Origin of the sequence: Sanguibacter antarcticus (assembly GCF_002564005.1) — a bacterium.
GTDB classification, from domain to species: domain Bacteria; phylum Actinomycetota; class Actinomycetes; order Actinomycetales; family Cellulomonadaceae; genus Sanguibacter; species Sanguibacter antarcticus.
The window spans coordinates 2,622,183-2,640,371 of the sequence record NZ_PDJG01000001.1 but is presented as its reverse complement, the minus strand read 5'-3'; the positions used below and the strand labels follow the sequence as shown (position 1 = coordinate 2,640,371).

10 protein-coding genes are annotated in these 18,189 nt (G+C 66.0%); 7 read left to right on the top strand and 3 right to left on the bottom strand.

All coding sequences use genetic code 11. The annotated features are described in order from the left end of the window. Positions 1 to 249 precede the first annotated feature (249 nt). From ATL42_RS11925 to drmB, 4 genes are read left to right on the top strand one after another with little or no spacing between them, the layout of a single operon-like run. A complete protein-coding gene (locus tag ATL42_RS11925) occupies positions 250 to 4,893 on the top strand; it encodes a DEAD/DEAH box helicase (RefSeq protein ID WP_098455536.1) in 4,644 nt (1,547 codons plus the stop codon). Next, positions 4,881 to 6,629, top strand: a complete 1,749-nt coding sequence (locus ATL42_RS11920) for a UvrD-helicase domain-containing protein (protein WP_098455535.1) — start codon at positions 4,881 to 4,883, stop codon at positions 6,627 to 6,629. The genes ATL42_RS11925 and ATL42_RS11920 overlap by 13 nt, the downstream gene beginning before the upstream one ends. Then, complete coding sequence (locus tag ATL42_RS11915) at positions 6,572 to 9,811, top strand: helicase-related protein (RefSeq protein WP_245862491.1); 3,240 nt, start codon at positions 6,572 to 6,574, stop codon at positions 9,809 to 9,811. Before ATL42_RS11920 ends, ATL42_RS11915 begins: the two co-directional genes overlap by 58 nt. Next, entirely contained in the window at positions 9,801 to 11,513 is a 1,713-nt protein-coding gene (gene drmB / locus ATL42_RS11910; RefSeq protein WP_098455533.1) for a DUF1998 domain-containing protein, read from the top strand. Before ATL42_RS11915 ends, drmB begins: the two co-directional genes overlap by 11 nt. Before the next feature lie 723 nt (positions 11,514 to 12,236). Here drmB and ATL42_RS11905 read toward each other — a convergent pair. Then, positions 12,237 to 13,244: an IS481 family transposase gene (locus ATL42_RS11905; RefSeq protein WP_098455532.1), complete on the bottom strand. Its 1,008-nt coding sequence runs from the start codon at positions 13,242 to 13,244 to the stop codon at positions 12,237 to 12,239. Positions 13,245 to 13,522: 278 nt separating this feature from the next. Here ATL42_RS11905 and ATL42_RS16240 point away from each other — a divergent pair, with 278 nt between their 5' ends. Then, positions 13,523 to 13,711, top strand: a complete 189-nt coding sequence (locus ATL42_RS16240) for a hypothetical protein (protein ID WP_143556753.1) — start codon at positions 13,523 to 13,525, stop codon at positions 13,709 to 13,711. On the opposite strand, the gene ATL42_RS16975 is transcribed toward ATL42_RS16240, so the two are convergent. Continuing rightward, positions 13,647 to 13,973, bottom strand: a complete 327-nt coding sequence (locus ATL42_RS16975) for a Fic family protein (protein ID WP_211281812.1) — start codon at positions 13,971 to 13,973, stop codon at positions 13,647 to 13,649. The two genes, ATL42_RS16240 and ATL42_RS16975, sit on opposite strands and share 65 nt — an antisense overlap. Before the next feature lie 799 nt (positions 13,974 to 14,772). Then, positions 14,773 to 15,510, bottom strand: a complete 738-nt coding sequence (locus ATL42_RS16560) for an aggregation-promoting factor C-terminal-like domain-containing protein (protein WP_098455530.1) — start codon at positions 15,508 to 15,510, stop codon at positions 14,773 to 14,775. 231 nt (positions 15,511 to 15,741) lie between these two features. Here ATL42_RS16560 and ATL42_RS11890 point away from each other — a divergent pair, with 231 nt between their 5' ends. Beyond that, the gene (locus tag ATL42_RS11890) at positions 15,742 to 16,356 is read left to right on the top strand and encodes a TetR/AcrR family transcriptional regulator (protein ID WP_211281811.1); all 615 of its coding nucleotides are present in this window, start codon (positions 15,742 to 15,744) and stop codon (positions 16,354 to 16,356) included. A 57-nt stretch (positions 16,357 to 16,413) separates the two neighbouring features. Continuing rightward, a complete protein-coding gene (locus ATL42_RS11885; RefSeq protein ID WP_098455528.1) occupies positions 16,414 to 18,174 on the top strand; it encodes an oleate hydratase in 1,761 nt (586 codons plus the stop codon). Positions 18,175 to 18,189 lie beyond the last annotated feature (15 nt).

Genomic DNA, 18,189 nt, shown 5'->3' with positions numbered 1-18,189 from the left:
TCCGACGCTCATCAGGCCGGCCTTCGCGAGTTGGAGCGCGTTCATGAATGTCCTAGATCCGTCGGCAGCATCGATCGACCCTCCAGCGATTCCCCGTCGCAAGCTCACCGAGGATTCGCTCCCTCGGGAGGACATCACCCGCGGGTCCGCTCGGGGGAAGTCGATCCGCTACGGTCACCCGTCCACGCCTCACCTGCGGTGGGCTCCACGCCTCCTCGGTTCTGCGCACGTGGGCATTGGAGCGGCGAAGTGAACACGTGGGAGGCGGGGGACGGAATCCTCGCGAGCGTCGTGAGAGAGCAGACACAGGCGTGTCTGGAAGTGTACGGACGCGATCCGAAGCGGATCGAGGAAGACGCCAACAACGAGCGCCGGATCGCTGAGGGTGGGTACCGCGATCGGCAGCTCCACGAACTGCTCCAAAATGCAGTTGACGCCGCGAGTCTCGGCGGTAGTCGGATAGAAATACGTCTCACAGCCGACACGCTGTACGTCGCCAACGATGGTGAGCCTTTTAACGAGACCGGGATCAAGGCGGTGATGGCTTCCGATCTTTCGGGGAAGACGGACGACCGGATCGGTCGCTTTGGCATCGGGTTCAAGTCTGTCCTGGCTGTCACCGCCGAGCCGCGCATCTTCAGCCGCTCGATCTCCTTGGTCTTCGAGAGCGAGTGGGCCGAACGGGCGATCAGCGATGCGGGTTTCTCTGCTCTCAGATACCCGACGATGCGGCTTGCGCGAGCGGTAGACCCACAACGGGCCGCGATGGAGGACCCGATCCTCGATGGTCTGATGTCCTGGGCGAGTACAGTGATCGTCCTGCCGGACCTCACTTCCCGCGGGTCGTTGTTGCGCGACCTTGTCGGCTTCCGTGGAGAGTTCCTGCTCTTCTCTCCACATGTGAAGTCCGTCCGACTCACGGTCGACGACGGTATCGACCACCACATCTCGACGACGACCCGAGCTGACGGCACCGTTGCACTCATGGAAGGAGCCGCCGAGTCGACTTGGAGAGTCCTCTCTTCGAACTGGAAACCTGGCCCCGCCGCACGTCTCGACGGCGGACGCATGGCCGATCGTTCGTCCGTGCGGCTCGACTGGGCAGTCCCACTGGCAGGCAGGGACCGATTGAAGATCGGCGAGTTCTGGGCGTACTTCCCTACTGCAGCTCGAACCACGATGGCGGGGTTGATCAACGCGCCATGGCGTTTGAGCGACGACCGAGCAAACCTTCTTCAGGGTGCCTTCAATGAGGGCATCCTTGAAGACGTCTTTCCTCAACTGCTTGCGTCCAATGTGCGACTATTCGTGAGAGACGATGACCCGGCATCGCTACTCGATCTCTTGCCTGCACGTGGACGTGAAGGCCGCGGCTGGGCGGACGACACCATCAACGAACCTGTCTTCCGCGTCCTGCGCACGATCGCTTGCCTGCCTGACGTACGGGGGGTGCTCCGCAAGGCATCCGAGCTGAACTCCGCACCGGAAGGCATAGAGTCGACATGGATCAGTGAGTGGTCGCAGGCCCCAGGCGCGCCGAAGGACGAATGGGTTCACCCGCAGGCGTTCTCGACCCCGGAACGGCGCCTCAAGGTGCGTAGGCTCGTTGATCCGAGGGCTGGTTCCACAGCCACGGTCAAGGACTGGCTCGAGGCGCTCGTACATCCCGGCGATATCGAGGCATGCGCTGCCGCCATCAAGCTTTCGGCCCGGATCAAACGTGAGTCGGTGCGCCTCGCACCAGGGAATCCGTTGAAGCAGCAGGTACTCGACTCGGCTAAGACAGCCCGGATCATCCCGCTCGAGGATGGCGCCCTTGCCAAAGCCGTCAAGGGCCGAGTCTTCATCCGCTCGGGCCCTCAGGACTCGAGTGGAGTGTTCGTCGACCCGAGGATCGTCGCTCTTCCGGGCGTCATCGATGCACTCTCAGAGCTTGGCGTGACGGTGCTAGACAAGCGCGCGGAACTCGAAGGGCTGGTCCTCCAGGCGAGCGAGGGCAAGGATGTTTGGGGCAGCGTCTGGGCTGCGGCGCGCGAGCTGCCGAAGGACGTTGCGTTCGACGTCCTCGAGACCGGGACGCGAAAGAGGGCTGTTGATTTCGTCCGGGTACGGACAGCTCGCGGTAATTGGGTTGGCCTCAGTGAGGCATTCCTCGGCGGCACGGTTATTCCCACCCATGCTCGGCGTGATGCTGGCAGGCTCATCGACCCACAGTTCCATGCCACGGATCTTGAGCTTCTGCGCGAGCTCGGCGCCGTCAGCGAGCCGCAGTTGCGAGGCGTAGCGGCTCCCGAGCCATGGCTTTCTACATATCGCAATGCGATGATGGATCACGTCCGCCAACAAATGGAGAGCGAAGCGACCTCCGTCGACCTGCGGATCGAAGAGCGCCCGGTTATGTGGCCACTTGGGTTCTTCGCGGATCTGTCCGACGAAGGTCGGCTCGAGCTGTCGCGCCTCCTGCTGAACAAGGGTGCAATGCCAGCTTGGCGAGTTCTTCGCGCCACGGACAGTCGGTCGAAACCGATCTCGGTATTGGCTCCCGAGGTGTGGCTGGTTCGTCAACATGGGTTGATCGACACGTCTATGGGACCGATGCGACCGCGGGACGCGCTCATCCCGGGCGAGGACCAGAGACCGGATCTCTTCCCGGTTGCGCTGGACCTGTCCACAGAGGTCTGTGCGAGGCTGGCGGTCCTGGAGAGCACCGACAATTTCACTCCGGAGCAGTGGCAGCGGCTCAAGACGCTTGCCGACGCATGGACGGACGACCCGCTGAGGTTCGAGTTCTATACGTACCTGCCCGGCCGGATCCCGGCCACCGACCTCGTGGTGCGGGTGGGACAGCGATCCGAGCGGGTCCCCGCCGTCAACGTCGGGGTCACGAGTTCCGATTCGGTGTACGAGGCGATGCTTGAGGCTCAGGTTCCGGCGATGCTTGTTGACGAGGCGGACCTCGTCTTCTTCATCGAGAGCTGGGAGATGCGAGACGGCAAGGAGTTCCTGTGCGAAGAGGTCATCCCGGAGCGTGTCGGCGAGTCAGTCTTCCTGACCGACGAGTTCCCACCTCTGAAGAACCACCCGGCCATGACGCCCGACGATTTCGACCTGCGCCTGCAGCTGTGCAGCCGAATCGGTCGCTTGGTCGCCACACCGAAGGGACAAGTTGAGCGGACCCTGCCGTACGGGCGCGAGCCGGGCCAGATTCTCGTCACGGCCACTGAACCCGCCAAGGTGCTCACTCAAGTGTCCGACGCCCTGAAACTGGGTCTGACGTCGGCCGAAATAAATCGCGTCCTGCAGTCGATGGAGGACCAGCGGGCGTCTCAGCTCAAGAACGACGTTCGAAAAGCGGCGAGGGTCAGTGCTGAGGCCGGTCTCGTTGCGGCCGTCGGTGTGGATAGCCTGCGTGCTCAGGTGCCGCGTCAGGCATTCGAGCTGCTCTCACGCGACGGGGAGATCGGAGACTTGGACCTGGCCCGGCTGGTGCTCTCGGTGCACGGTGTCGGTGTCCTCAAGTCGCTCCGGTCGGTGCTCAACGAGCGTGGGCTCGAGCCGCCCCGGGAGTTCTCCGGGCGGCAGAAAGAACGCAAGTGGGTCGCGGATCTTAGCTTGCCAGCTGAGTGGGCAGGCTTTCCGTCGCGGCAGTCGCCAGCGCGTGAAGTCGTCGATGGCCCGATCGAGCTGTCGCCACTGCATGACTACCAGATCCGCGTCACCGAGAAAATCAGGGCGCTTCTCGTCGGGATCGGACGTCAGCGCGGCATCGTCTCGCTGCCCACGGGGGCCGGGAAGACTCGAGTGACGGTCCAGGCGCTCGTCGAGGAGATCGCCCGGGGCCGGTTGACGGGTCCGATCGTCTGGATCGCTCAGTCGGACGAACTCTGCGAGCAGGCGGCCGAGAGCTGGACCTACGTCTGGCGCTCGCTGGGCCCGGCCGGCCAGCTGATCCTCGGGCGGCTGTGGGGATCGAACGAGATCGAGGAAGAGCCCGACGGAACCCAGGTCGTCGTCGCCACCGACGCCAAGCTCGACTCGATCATCTCGTCGCGATCGGAGGATTACGCCTGGCTCCGGGAGCCGACCGTTGTGATCGTGGACGAGGCGCACACGTCCGTCAGCCCGCGGTACACGGCGATCTTCGAGTGGCTTGGTCGTGGCGCGCAGGCGGAGAAGGCGCGTCCCCTCATCGGGCTCACCGCGACGCCGTTCCGAGGGACGTCGGACGAGGAGACGAAGCGCCTGGTCAAGCGCTATGACAGCAACTTGCTCGACGAAGGCGTGCTGGGCCCCGACCCGTACCGGACGCTTCAGGAGATGGGTGTCCTGGCCAATGTGGAGAAGCGCAGGCTCGACGGTGCGACCGTCGACTTCACGGATCAGGAGCTCGCGGAGATCGATCAGATGGGGCGGTTCCCGCAACGTCGTGAGCAGGCGCTCGGCGACGATCACGACCGGAACCAACGCATCGTGCAGTCAATCCTCGACCTACCGGACGACTGGCCGGTTCTGCTGTTCGCTCCGTCCGTCGAGAACGCTCGCTCGATTGCAGCACTGCTCTCGCATCGGGGGGCGCCTTCGGTGTCGATCTCGGGCGGCACCGAATCCTCCGCGCGTCGGCACTACATCGATCAATTCCGCAAGGGTGGTATTCGTGTCCTGACCAACTACCAGGTGCTCACCCAGGGCTTCGATGCGCCCGCGGTCAAGGCGGTCTACGTCTGCCGGCCGACCTTCAGTCCCAACGTGTATCAGCAGATGGTGGGCCGGGGGCTGCGCGGAAAGCTCAACGGGGGTTCGGAAGAAGTCCTGATCGTCGATGTCGAGGACAACCTCAGCAAGTACGGCGATCAGCTGGCCTTCCGCGGCTTCGAGCGGTTGTGGAAGCAGTGAGTTCGCCGGAACTGGACGCGAGCCAGCGAGCGGCGGTCGAGATCGAGCCGTCGTCGCGGCAGGTCGTCGTCTCCGGTCCGGGGTCGGGCAAGACGGAGGTCGTCTCCGGGCTGGTAGCTCGGCTCGTGCAGGACGAGGGGCTCGATCCCGAGTTCGAGCTGCTCGTCGTCAGCTTCTCCCGGGCGGCGGTTCACGCCGTGAACCGCCGCCTCCAGGCGGGCGACATCCAAGCATCTGCAGCCGTCCGGACGCTCGACTCTCTGGCGCAGCAGGTCACTCGTGAGGCGTTCGGCGAGGAGATTACCAGCTACCGCGTGTTCGATCGGCGAATTGAACGTGCGATCCAGGCGCTCCGGGCTGGTGCGTGGGACGCCGTCGACGATGTTGCCCACCTTGTCGTCGACGAGGTGCAGGATGTCGTGGGTCTGCGTGCCGAGTTCCTGGAGGCCCTCATCGAGTCGCTCCCGGAGGGCGCCGGCTTCACCCTGCTCGGTGACCTTGCACAGGCGATCTACGACTTTCAGCTCTCCCCTGAGCACCCGACCACTAGTGCGGAAGTCCTCGCACGACTTGGCGCAGGCGCCGGCGTCGTGCGGCGGGATCTCACAGGCTCCTACCGCGCCGGGACGCGGGAGGCCCGTGCCGCGGTGGCTCTGCGTGACGGCGCCGGTTCGAGCCTCGAGAACGCGGTCGATGAGGTGGCCGACTTCGTCAGTGAGCTGACCCCGATCGTCGACGAGGACCTGGCCGCTCTCGCGCGCTCGCACGGGCGGACGTTCGCCATCCTGACCGCGACCAACGGGGAGGCGCTGATGGAGGTGCAGGACCTGTGGCGCGCGAGGGTCCCCGCAATCGTTCGGCGCCCCGCAACCGCACCGGTGGTGGACCGATGGGTCGCTGAGGTCCTGGCTGATCGGCCGAACTGGTCGTTCGAGGATCTGCTTGCCTCAGTCGGCGATCGTGCGTTGGCGACCGACCGGTGGCGTGGACTCCGGTCCTGGTTGCCGGCCGGCTCTCGGTCGCTCGCCACGAGGGACATCTCTCGTCGGCTGCAGCGGGCGGCTATTCCTGCAGAGCTCGTCGGTTCCGATCCTGATGTGCCTGTGGTCTCGACAATTCATCGGGCGAAGGGCCTTGAGTTCGATACGGTCGTGATGGCCCAGTATCCCCCGCCGGTCGACGGTGATCGCGAGCCTGCCGAGGTGACTCGGATCATCTACGTCGGGCTGACGCGCGCACGGTTCCGCCTCAGCCGGATCGAGCGGAACCGTTATCCTCACATTCTTCATCGAGACCATAAGTCGCGCCGCTGGCTGCGGAGCTATGTGAAGAAGAACAGGGTCAAGGCCCTGGAGATCTCCGGTGACGACGTCGACCGCAGCCGTCCGCCGGGCGACGACGACTTGCTGGCGGTCCAACACCATCTGCGAACGGCCGTGACGACGGGTGACCGGCTGCACCTTGAGTACGACTGGACGAGCGGTGAAGTCCCGTACTGGCGGCTGCAACACGAGGGCGTCACGGTGGGCCGCACGACGGAGGGGTTCGGGCAGGATGCGAAGCGTCTTCTGTGGGGTCGTATCGACCTTGACCTCAAGGACGTGCATGTGGAGTGCATCGAGACTGTCGGAGGTGAACCGACAGAAGATCTTCCCGGCGGCATCGGTCGCTATGGGCTGTGGCTGGGCGTGCGACCGGTGGGATTCGCATGCCGCGAATGGAAGGCAGAGGAATGAACGACCTAAGCCCTTGGTACGAGGCCCGCGATGCGATGGTGCGCGCTCTGGCACGGGATCTGATGGGGTCCTCGGAGGACGTGCGCCTTGACGAGCCACCCCTAGACCGCTTTGTGGTGGGAATCCTGCATCCGCCGAGCGAGGATCCTGTCGAGGACGTCACGGACCGGCCTGATATTGAGACGGGCACGCAGGCGGACTCGGAATACGACCCCGGCGTGAGTCTGTCGCACATGCGTCGGCCTTCGTCCATGGGCCTGACGTTCGCCGTGGATCCTGTCGTGACGTCGCAGATCACGGTCTCGGTCCGCGCCGATCGGTACGTCCCGCAGATTGATGGACAGCTCGCCGACGAGACGCTCGAGGGCCCGACCGATGGTGACGCCGAGGACGACGCGCGCGTGGTGGAGCGTGTAGTCAGCAAGAGGCCGAAGATCTGGAGCATCGTCGAAGGCCTGACCTTCGAGATCACGGTCCCTACCACCGCCCGTCAACGCGAACCGATCCCGATCGTGGAGGGACTCGATCTGCGGATCGTGGTTCGGCCCCCGGTGGACGGGACAGCGGCGATCACCATCGCCCTGGTCAACACATTCCGGCGTGAGACACCGAACGGTTCCGACGAGTTCTGTTGGTTCCGCCCGGTCATCGCGGTGGAAACTGTGGAGGGCACCTTCAGCGAGCGCCCGTCCGGCGCCCGATCCGCCCGAGGCACGGACGAGGCGAGCTCGGAACTGTTGTACCGCGAGGCCGTGAGTATCGCGGCGGGCCACGGGTGCGCCGCCACCTGGGACACAGTGCCTACGCGCCGCCTCGAGACCACTTTTTTGCCAAGCCAAGACGTTCTCGTCTCCCGCGCGGAACGTAAGGAACTCAGCGGGCGCTTTGGGATGTCGACGCTCGCTGGCACCGACGATCGTGGCGTGCTCATAGCACTGGCCGAAGAGTACGAGAAGTGGATCTCGGACCAGGAGGGCCTCCTGGGCGATCTGGCGGAGGGCGTCCGCGGCACCGCGGAGGACCACCTCGTCGCCGCCCGTGCCGCGGCGGAGAGGATTCGCGGCGGCATCGCTGTACTCGACCGTGATCCACAGGCGGCGCAGGCGTTCCGGGTGATGAACGAGGTCATGCAGGAGCAGCGTGCACGCCAGGAGATGATCCGCTCCCAGGCTCCCGAGCCCTCGGACGTCGAGCAGCAGTGGCGCCCGTTCCAGATAGCGTTCGTGTTGCTCAATCTCGATGGGTTGGCCGACCCCCAATCTGACGAAAGGGAGATCGCCGACCTTCTCTGGTTCCCCACCGGCGGTGGCAAGACCGAGGCGTATCTGGGCCTCATCGCCTTCACTCTCGTGCTGCGGCGGCTGCGCGGCGCCACGGGCGACGGAGGTGGCGTCGGCGTGATCATGCGCTACACACTGCGGCTCCTGACGCTGCAGCAGTTCGAACGCGCGGCAGGCCTCGTCTGCGCGCTCGAGTCATGGAGACGAAGGCACCTGCCATCGGCAGCTCCCGTCACGGTCGGGCTCTGGGTCGGACAGTCGGCAACGCCCAACACCCACGACCAAGCCCGTACGGCCCTGCGGGCGCTCGAGAACCAGCAGTCCCCAGGGGCCTCGGGCAACCCTCAGCAGCTCCTCAGGTGCCCGTGGTGCGGCGCCCGCCTGCCGGTGTCGGCTTACAGCGTCGAGAGGCGGCCGGAGCGCCTGGTCGTGCGCTGCCCGGAAGCGACCTGCGAGTTCAGGGAAGGTCTGCCGGTCCTGCTCGTTGATGCCGACGTGTACGAGCAGCGTCCTTCGCTGCTCATCGGAACGGTCGACAAGTTCGCGATGATGGCCTGGCGCGAGGAGGCGCGGCGGCTCTTCGGCGCCGACGGCGCGGTCACGCCACCCGACCTCATCGTCCAGGACGAGCTGCACCTCATCTCCGGTCCGCTCGGCACCCTGGTCGGTCTGTACGAGACCGCGGTGGACGCTGCGTCCACCGGCGTCGCCCGCCCAAAGGTGGTGGCTTCGACCGCGACGATCCGGCGGGCCGAAGGACAGGTGAAGGCGGTTTTTGACCGGGCGTCTCGCCAGTTTCCGCCCCCGGGCATCGACCCAGGGGACAGCTTCTTTGCCGTGCAAGCGCCGGCCGAGGAACTGCCGTCGCGCCAGTACGTCGGTGTTATGGCTCCAGGGACCAGCCACGCCACGTTGCTCGTCCGCACGTACGCCGCTCTGCTCCAGGCAGGCAAGGACCTCGACGCGCCCGACGAGGTCAAGGACGCGTATTGGACGCTCCTCGGGTACTTCAACAGTCTCCGTGTTCTCGGAGCGGCCTTCATGCAGACCATCGATGACGTCCCCGCACGGCTCCCGGTCATTGCTCGCCGCTTCGGGTCGCAGGTGCGAGAGATCAAGGAACCGAAGGAGCTGACTTCACGTGTCCCCTCTGACGAGGTCCCGAGGCGCCTCGAGGAACTTGCGACGGCCCTTGGCGGGGAGGACTGCCAGGACGTGATGCTGGCCACCAACATGATCTCGGTAGGTGTGGACGTCGACCGGCTCGGCCTCATGGTCGTCATGGGGCAGCCACAGACGACGTCCGAGTACATCCAAGCAACCAGCCGCGTCGGCCGACGGCATCCGGGGCTCGTCGTGACGCTCTACAACTCGGCCCGGACGCGAGATCTCTCGCACTACGAGACCTTCCTTCCCTACCACCGGGCGCTCTATCGGCAGGTCGAGGCGACGGGGGCCACCCCCTTCGCCCCGCGCGCGGTGGACCGAGGGCTGCACGGCGTGCTCGTGTCGTTGGTGCGGCTTCTTGTACCCCGAGCCGCGGGGGCCAACGCCGTGGCATCCGTTGCGGGCGACGCCGGGATCGAAACGGTCCGGGAGATCATCCACCGACGGGTCGTCGCGGTCGCGCCCCGCGAGACGGAGCGGGTCCTCGAAGCCTTCGATGCTCTGGTCGAGTACTGGCGCGACGCGGTGGACGACAACCGCGTCGATCACTACGTCGCGTGGCGCGCTCCCGCCGGCGCCCTCGTGGTCCCGGCGGGGAGCAGGGTCGACGGGCACGAGAGCCCGCTCGACCAGTTCCCGGTCTCGGAACCACCTTGGCCGACCCTGACGAGCCTGCGGAACGTCGACGCCACGAGCTCGCTCTTCCAAGTAAGGAGGAAGAACCGTGTCCGCTAAGAAGATCGGCGAAGCGCGCCAGAGCCAGCTCGTCACGACCTACGGGGTCGGAAGCCTCTTTCCGTCGGTGGACCAGAGCTTCATGGTCATGGGCACGGATTACTGGCCCAGGACCTCCCCTCAGCTCGATGAACCGCGCCTTGCCCGGGCGCTCGGCGTTCACCACTTCAGGACGCCGTCCGTCGGTCGTGACGCGGGGGACATGCCAGTGATGAGGTTCCCCCTCACGCACTACTGCCCCAACTGCCATCGCCTCGGAGCGATCCAGAAGCTCCAGGACCAGCAGACGATGTTCTGCAAGCGGTGCCCGGGGACCCGCCTGGTTCCATCGCGTTTCGTGGCGTGCTGCGACGCCGGGCACATCGAGGACTTCCCCTACTGGCAGTGGGTCCACGCTCGCGACGAGGATGGCCGCGACGCCAAGTCCCACGAGCTGTCGCTCCGGATCCGGGGGCGGTCGTCCTCTCTCTCCGACATCGTCATCGGCTGCTCGTGCGGCGTGAAGCCCAAGTCGTTGAACGGCTCGTTCGGTAAAGCAGCGCTCATGGGCATCAGGTCCTGCAGCGGACATCGGCCGTGGCTCGAGACGGACTCCCCGGAGTGTGACCGTCCCCTGAGAACCCTTCAGCGCGGCTCGTCCAACGTCTGGTTCGGCTCGATGCGCTCGACCATCTCGATCCCCCCGTGGTCCACTGCAGCGTCCTCATTCGTCGAGAAGCACTGGGTCGTGCTGGAGCACATTGCAGATGCCGCACTGGCGGATGTGCTGGGCCCGATGGTTGAGAACCATCGCGGGGTCACTGCCCAGGCGGTTCAGGCAGTGATGGCACAACGGCGTGGTCTTGCGGGTCGCAGCGTGCCGACCGACGCGGAACTACGAGCTGACGAGTACACGGCATTGTGTACTGGCACTGGCCAGGGCTCCGCCCTGGACACGTTCATCTGTGAGCCGGAGCGAATCGGCTCGGGCATCGCCGACCTCGTCGAACAGGTCTCGGCCGTCGGACGCCTCCGGGAAGTGCGCGCCCTCGAGGGGTTCTCTCGCGTGACTCCACACGTTCCGGACGACCTGCGACCGCTGGCCCCGCTCAGCGAAGGCACTCCTGGATGGCTGCCTGCCATCGAGGTGCACGGCGAGGGCATATTCGTACGCCTTCGTGAGGAACTGGTGGCGGAGTGGGAGGAGGATCGGCCGGAGCCGTCGAGGCGAGCGGGGTCCATCAACGCCGCCCAAGAACGACGGGACGCCGACTTCGATCGACCGCCCGCGTCGCCGGTCTCGCCGCGCACGCTTGCGCTGCACACCTTTTCGCACATGCTGCTCGACGAACTGAGCCTGCATGCGGGCTATCCGGCTGCGTCGTTGCGCGAACGCACCTACACGGCGCCCGGCCAAGCGGGGATCCTGATCTACACGGCATCCTCCGACTCGGCCGGGAGCCTTGGGGGACTGTCTGCCCTGGCGCAGGAGGAACTCTTCCAGGAGATCTTTCTGGCAGCGATCGAGCGCGGCCGGTGGTGTTCCTCGGACCCAGTGTGCGCGGAGTCGCGTGGGTCTGGTGCCGACAACCTCAACCTGGCGGCCTGCCACGCATGCGTCCTGCTGCCAGAGACGAGCTGCGAGAACCGGAACGTCTTCCTCGACAGGGTCTGCGTAGTTGGAAGCCAGGAGTTTCCGGGAGCTGCACTCTTTCCGGGGTGAGCGCCGAGTTCTTCTCAGGAGCCCGAGGCCAGACTGCTGGATTCGCTTCGAGAGGTTGTTCGCTGCAGGTCTGAGCGGCCCAGCACGACGACCATCCTGCTGCACCACCGTATTGAGCCAAGGCGAGCACGCGCACGTCGGCGTCATCGTCAACTCTTCGCCGGAGCGGTACCTGAGGGAGTCGAGCAAAGGCTTTCCGCCTCGGCTCCGCGGGCGATAGCGGGGTTCAGGGCGTTTCGGTTCGCGGAGGGCAAACGGTGATTCGAACTCGGACGGCATCGCTGTATCCCGCTCGTCGACCCGCGTGCGACATGCGGCGAGCGCACGAGGACGGTATCCGGGCGGCGGCCGCCATTGAGAAGTACCGAGAGCGGGAAGGTTCGGTCACATCGTCATTGCGATCCGGTTCGACCGGAAGTGCTTCTCGGAATCTCTTGCTTTATGAGCGCCGCTCGGTGCGAGCGCTGTCATCGAAAACGAATGAGAAATGCCAAGTTGGTCATGACACACCAACCAGCGTAATGCCGACGCACGCAGCAGTCGTGCGGCGACTTGTTCAGCTTGCTCGAGCTGGACGGGCTCGGCTGCTCGCAGTTCGGCGCGGGGCGCGGATGCGTGACATCTGACCGTGCCTTGTAGGGAGTGCAGAGCAGATCGCCCTCCGTGGAACGGCGCGAAGCCGAGGTATCTCGATGTCCCGATTCTTGCGACAGGCCTGGCAGGCTAGATGTTCTGTGTCATGACGTTGGTGACACGTGCTGGCATGCGTGAGGCTGGGGGTCGGTCACCGATTGCAGTATGGGGTCGATGGTAGTTGTAGTGGATGTTCCAGACGGTGATCGCGTTGGCCCGCTGTGTCTCTGAGGTCCATTCGGTGGCGTAGAGGAGCTCTTCGGCGAGCGTGCGGTTGTAACGTTCGACCTTGCCGTTGTGCTTGGGCGTGTGGGGGCGGATGCGCTGGTGGCGGGCGGCGGTGCCCGCGATGGTGCGGTGGAAGTCGCGGGCGCGGTAGTTCGACCCGTTGTCGGTCACGACGCGGGTGAACCGGGTGATTCCGTGGGCGGTGAAGAACGCCCTCGCGCGGGCCCAGAAGGCGATCGTGGTTGCGGCGGTCTCGTTGGGCAGGGCTTCGGTGTAGGCGAGGCGGGAGTAGCCGTCGATGGCTGAGTGCAGGTAGATGTAGCCGGCCCGGGAGCCCTTGGTCTTGGCCCGTTCGACTGCTTTGGCTTGGTCGGAGCCGCGCCCGTGGGTGCGCCAGCCGCCGCCGTCAGGGATGCGCCCGACCTTCTTCACGTCCAGGTGGACCATATGCCCGGGATACCGGGCCACGATCTTCCTGACGACTCGGTTCGTCGCGCCGGACGGGTCGATGTCGCGGCGGCGGGAGATCCCCAACCGGCGCAGCCACAGCGAGACCGTGACCGGGGAGATCTGGTGGCCCTCGCGGACCAGTTCGAGGTGGATCTGACGGGCGGTCCACTTGTGGGTCCGGCGCAGGTCCTCGATCCGCTCCACCACCTCTTGCGCGGTGCGGGTCGGCTGAGACCGCGGGGCGCTGGAGACGTCGACCAAGGCCAGCTCGCCGTGCTCGGCGTAGCGGCGCACCCACTTCGTCACCGTCGCACGAGCAACCCCAGCCTCGGCCGCGACGTGAGCAATCGGACGAGATTGGCAGCGCTGGACAACGCGCAGTCTTCCGGCTGGGGTCAACGGGGCGTTAGCGTGTGTCATGAGGGGTAGGTCCTTCTCGCAGGCGGATGTAGAGGTACTTCCATCCTGCACTCGGGGACCTACCCCTTCCTCACGCCCACACTCCCCGGCGTGTCAACAACGTCATGACCTACAACAGCTAGAGCTCCTGTCCCAAGAATAGAGACATCGAGACACTCATGATCTAGCTCGACGATCTGGAAGACCAGCACGGACTGCCCGATCGCACGCTCGACCTGCTGTTCTCGGCCGTCGTCGGCTTCCGGCTCCGGCGCTCGTCGTACGTGCGCTCCGCGGCGGTGGACGAACGCACAGCGACGCGCGGCTTCAGACGCCTGACCGACGTCGGGCTGCTACGCCCCGTGGGGGAGACGAAGGGACGGTACTACGTGGCGGGCGAGGGGCTGTCCGCCGTTGTCGCTGTCAGGCGTGACGGCGACGACCTGGTCGAGCCGTACGAGGGCTTCCGGGGAACGCTGTACGCGTAGCCCCGGCGTGTTTCGCAGGGGTACGTGGCGTGTGCACAGTGACGACGGGCGGGGTCGAGGCGCTTCGGGCGATGGGCTGCCGCCGTCGATGATCTGGCGGGTCGGTCGAACCGCCCCAGGTCAACGGTGGGCCACCCAGCGCCTTCATCAAGAGATCGCAGCAGGCGCGAGCGTGCCGCCCGTTGCCGTTCGGGAAGGGATAGATGGCGACGAGTCGATGGTGGACCTTGGCGACGGCTTGGTCACGCGAGATCCACGCCACGCCAGGTGCGAGCCAGCAGGCCGCGTCTGCGACCAGACCGGAGACTTCGACCGCGATCTAGAGGGGGCGCCCCGTCGGAGTCGCTGAACAGGTGATCCGTCACGCCACAGGCCCCGTTGGTCGAGGAGGTCGTTCACCATGTCCCTGAACATCTCTCGAGCTGGAGCGTCTCTAGCCGCGCGGTCTGCCTCCGCTCCGAGGCCTCCAGCTTGCTGACTGCGGCCGCCGAGGTGCCCATCCGTGCGGCGAGATCGGCGGCGCTCATCCGAGGGCGTCGCGGATCGCTCGCACCCATCCCCGACCGGAACGGAACGGAGGCCGACGTGGCGACTGGACGTAGGTGATCCAGCCGCTTGTCGAGAGCGACGGGCCCTTTGTGCGCGGAGAACGGGTGTAGTCACAACGTGCAGGTTGTCAGATATCCCTAGATTGACAACCTAGAGGTTCATGGAATGTGCACTTGGATCAACCTGGAAGGGTGTCTCTGGGCTAAGTCTGTCAACCTTCAGGTCGTCCTATCAAGGGCCTGCGTGCTCCCTGAGCGTTGCGCGCAGTGGCCGTCGATCTGCAGCACCCGACACCGGCGCGGCTCGACGGCGTCGAGGCGCGGGACTCGTGGATCGCCCGACTCGACGCCGGAGCGCTGGGGGTGCTGACTCTGGCGCACATTCACGCCAGAGCGGGCCTGCGGGCTCCTCGTCCACCGCCACGACCCGCCGTCGCGCGGGGGCCGCCGGGCGGCCCCGTCGGCGTAGGTGCCCCGGCTGGGGCGCGGCGGGCGGCGGACGAGGATCGACCGTCAGTACCAGTTCACTTCTTGCGAGTGCGCCCACGCGGCGCACGCCGTCCCGTACCGGCCGGCGATGTAGGAGACGCCCCAGCGGACCTGCGTCTGGGGGTTCGTCGCCCAGTCGGCGCCAGCTGATGCCATCTTCGACCCTGGGAGCGCCTGGGGGATCCCATAGGCGCTCGACGACGGGTTGTCAGCGGTGTAGTTCCATCCGGACTCCTTGGTCCAGAGGGCGTCGAGGCACGCGAACTGGTCGCCGCCGCCGACGAGGCCGGATGCGTACGCCTTGATCTCGCTGATCTCGTACGAGGTGCTCGCGACGACGGCGGGGCGTGCTGCTTCTTCCGCGTCGGCCTTGGCCTTCGCCTCAGCGTCCAGGATCGCCTGTGCCTCGGCAGCGCGTTCCGCCTCCTCTGCGGCGATCGCGTCGGCTACAGCCTTCTCTGCCGCCTCGCGCTCGGCGCGAGACACGACGGTGATGCTGTCTTCTGGCTCCTGCGTGTCCCAGGTTCCCTCGGGTGCGGCCGTGACCGGCAGAGGTGTGCGCTCGAGCGAACGTGAGGCTGCGGAGCTTGTCTCGTGGTCGCCGGCGACCGTCGTCGTGGTCACGTCGGTGTCCACGTCGGCGAGCGCTGAACCGGACGTCGACGTCCACACGAGTGCGACCGTCAGCGTTGCGAGCACTCCGGTGCGCACTGCCGCCCTGGAGCGGTCATGGGTGACGAGCTTGTGAGATGCGTTCGCCATATGGTCGGGTCCCTTCGATGAGGTTGCACCTGTTTCATCGGCACGGCGCAGGTGTCGCGCTCCTGCTGGGGTGGGTGAAGATGCCGTCACGCCGTTGACCAGTGCCTTTGTAGTACAAATAGTTGCACATCGCCCACAACTGAGTAGCCTCAGTAATGAGTACACTCCGGCTGGGAGGCTGACATGCGTGATGACGCCGTAGGCGAGACCGTAGGGCGACGTGCTCGGAGCATGCAGGACAAGCGCGAGCGGATCCTCGCGGCCGCGACCGACCTGTTCCACGAGCACGGCTTCGAGGGCGTGACCACCCAGGAGATCTCAGACCGGGCAGACGTCGCAGCAGGCACTCTCTTCCGGTACGCCTCGTCCAAGAGCGAGCTGTTCCTCATGGTCTACAACGAGCAGCTGCGCTCAGCGATCGCCGACGGTGCCCACCGTGCCCGGCGCGAGACCGACGTCTCGCACGCGGTGTGCGCGCTCGTCGAGCCGATCATGGTCGCGGCGACAGGCCGCGACAGCGCAGTGGTCTACCAGCGGGAGCTGCTCTTCGGTTCTCCTGACGAGCAGTACCGGGCGGAGGGCCTCGCTCTCGTCGCCGGGCTCGAGGACGCGGTCGCGGACCGGCTCGTCGTCGCCGTCCTCACGGCGCGCGGGACGGAGACCGTCGACCCGATGCTTCGACAGGCTGCCATGCGGGCGGCCCGGAGCGTCTTCGCCGTCCTCAACCTCCTCCTCGTCCAGCCGTGCACGAGCGCGCACCCCGGCAGCGACGTGCGCGAAGAGCTCCGCGAGCAGACGGCCCAGATCGTCCGAGGCCTGCTCGTGACGGTCGACGAGCGGCCCTGACGTCGGACCCAGGACGCCGTTCTCTCCACACCCACCAGCAGGACACATGGAGGCACGATGTACTACAGCAACGGCAACTATGAGGCGTTCGCCCGGCCGCGAAAGCCCGCGGGCGTGGACGAGAAGACCGCATGGTTCGTCGGTTCAGGCCTGGCCTCGCTTGCAGGCGCCGCTTTTCTCATCCGTGACGGGCAGATGCCGGGGGAGAAGATCACGATCCTCGAGCGGCTCGCGCTTCCGGGTGGAGCCCTCGACGGCATCAAGGAGCCCAAGAAGGGCTTCGTCATCCGCGGTGGTCGTGAGATGGAGGACCACTTCGAGTGCCTGTGGGACCTCTTCCGGTCGATCCCCTCGATCGAGGTCGAGGGTGCGAGCGTGCTCGACGAGTTCTACTGGCTCGACAAAGAAGACCCGAACTACTCGCTCCAGCGCGCCACGGTCGAGCAGGGGCAGGACGGGCACACCGACGGTCTCTTCACCCTGAGCAAGAAGGGGCAGAAAGAGCTCGTCAAGATCTTCCTCGCCACCCGCGAGGAGATGGAGAACAAGCGGATCGACGAGGTCTTCACCAGCGAGGTGCTCTCGAGCAACTTCTGGCTCTACTGGCGGACGATGTTCGCCTTCGAGGAGTGGCACAGCGCCCTCGAGATGAAGCTCTACCTGCACCGGTTCATCCACCACATCGGTGGTCTCCCCGACTTCTCCGCGCTGAAGTTCACCAAGTACAACCAGTACGAGTCCCTCGTGCTCCCGCTGTACCGCTGGCTGCTCGACCAGGGCGTCACCTTCCGCTTCGGCACCGAGGTGACCGACGTCGACTTCGACATCGCCGCAGACCGCAAGCAGGCCACCCGTCTGCACTGGCTCGCGGAAGGCGCAGCGGGCAGCACCGACCTCGGCCCGGACGACCTCCTGTTCATGACCATCGGGTCGCTCACGGAGAACTCGAACAGCGGCGACCAGCACACGCCCGCCCGGCTCGACGAAGGCCCCGCACCCGCCTGGGACCTGTGGCGCCGCATCGCTGCGAAGGACCCGTCGTTCGGGCGGCCTGACGTCTTCGGCGCGCACATCGCCAAGACGAAGTGGGAGTCGGCGACGGTCACGACGCTCGACAAGCGCATCCCGGCCTACATCGAGAAGATCTGCAAGCGCGACCCGTTCAGCGGCAAGGTCGTCACCGGCGGCATCGTGACCGTCAAGGACTCCAGCTGGCTCCTCAGCTGGACCGTGAACCGTCAGCCCCACTTCAAGGAGCAGTCCGCGGACCAGATCGTCGTCTGGGTCTACTCGCTGTTCGTCGACCGTCCCGGTGACTACATCAAGAAGCCCATGCAGGAGTGCACGGGCGAGGAGATCACCGCCGAGTGGCTCTTCCACATGGGCGTTCCCGTCGAGGAGATCCCCGACCTCGCTGCGAACGGCGCCACGTGCGTCCCGGTGATGATGCCGTACGTGACGTCGTTCTTCATGCCCCGCCAGGCAGGCGACCGGCCTCAGGTGGTCCCGGCAGGCGCGGTGAACTTCGCGTTCATCGGGCAGTTCGCCGAGACCGGTCGTGACTGCATCTTCACCACCGAGTACTCCGTGCGCACCCCGATGGAGGCTGTCTACCAGCTCGTCGGCATCGACCGCGGTGTCCCCGAGGTGTTCAGCTCGACGTACGACGTCCGCAAGATGCTCGCAGCCATGAGCCGGATGCGTGACGGCCAGAAGCTCAAGGTGCCGGGCCCGTCGTTCATGAGCAAGCGCATCGAGCGCAAGCTCAAGAAGTCCCAGATCGGGGTGCTGCTCACGGAGCACAAGCTCATCGACTAGCAGGACGACCTGCGG

Excerpts from the sequence above, each read along its gene's own strand:
- ATL42_RS11905 (WP_098455532.1), bottom strand. The coding sequence starts at position 13,244 with ATGACACACGCTAACGCCCCGTTGACCCCAGCCGGAAGACTGCGCGTT.
- ATL42_RS16560 (WP_098455530.1), bottom strand. The coding sequence starts at position 15,510 with ATGGCGAACGCATCTCACAAGCTCGTCACCCATGACCGCTCCAGGGCG.
- ATL42_RS11890 (WP_211281811.1), top strand. The coding sequence starts at position 15,742 with ATGCAGGACAAGCGCGAGCGGATCCTCGCGGCCGCGACCGACCTGTTC.
- ATL42_RS11885 (WP_098455528.1), top strand. The coding sequence starts at position 16,414 with ATGTACTACAGCAACGGCAACTATGAGGCGTTCGCCCGGCCGCGAAAG.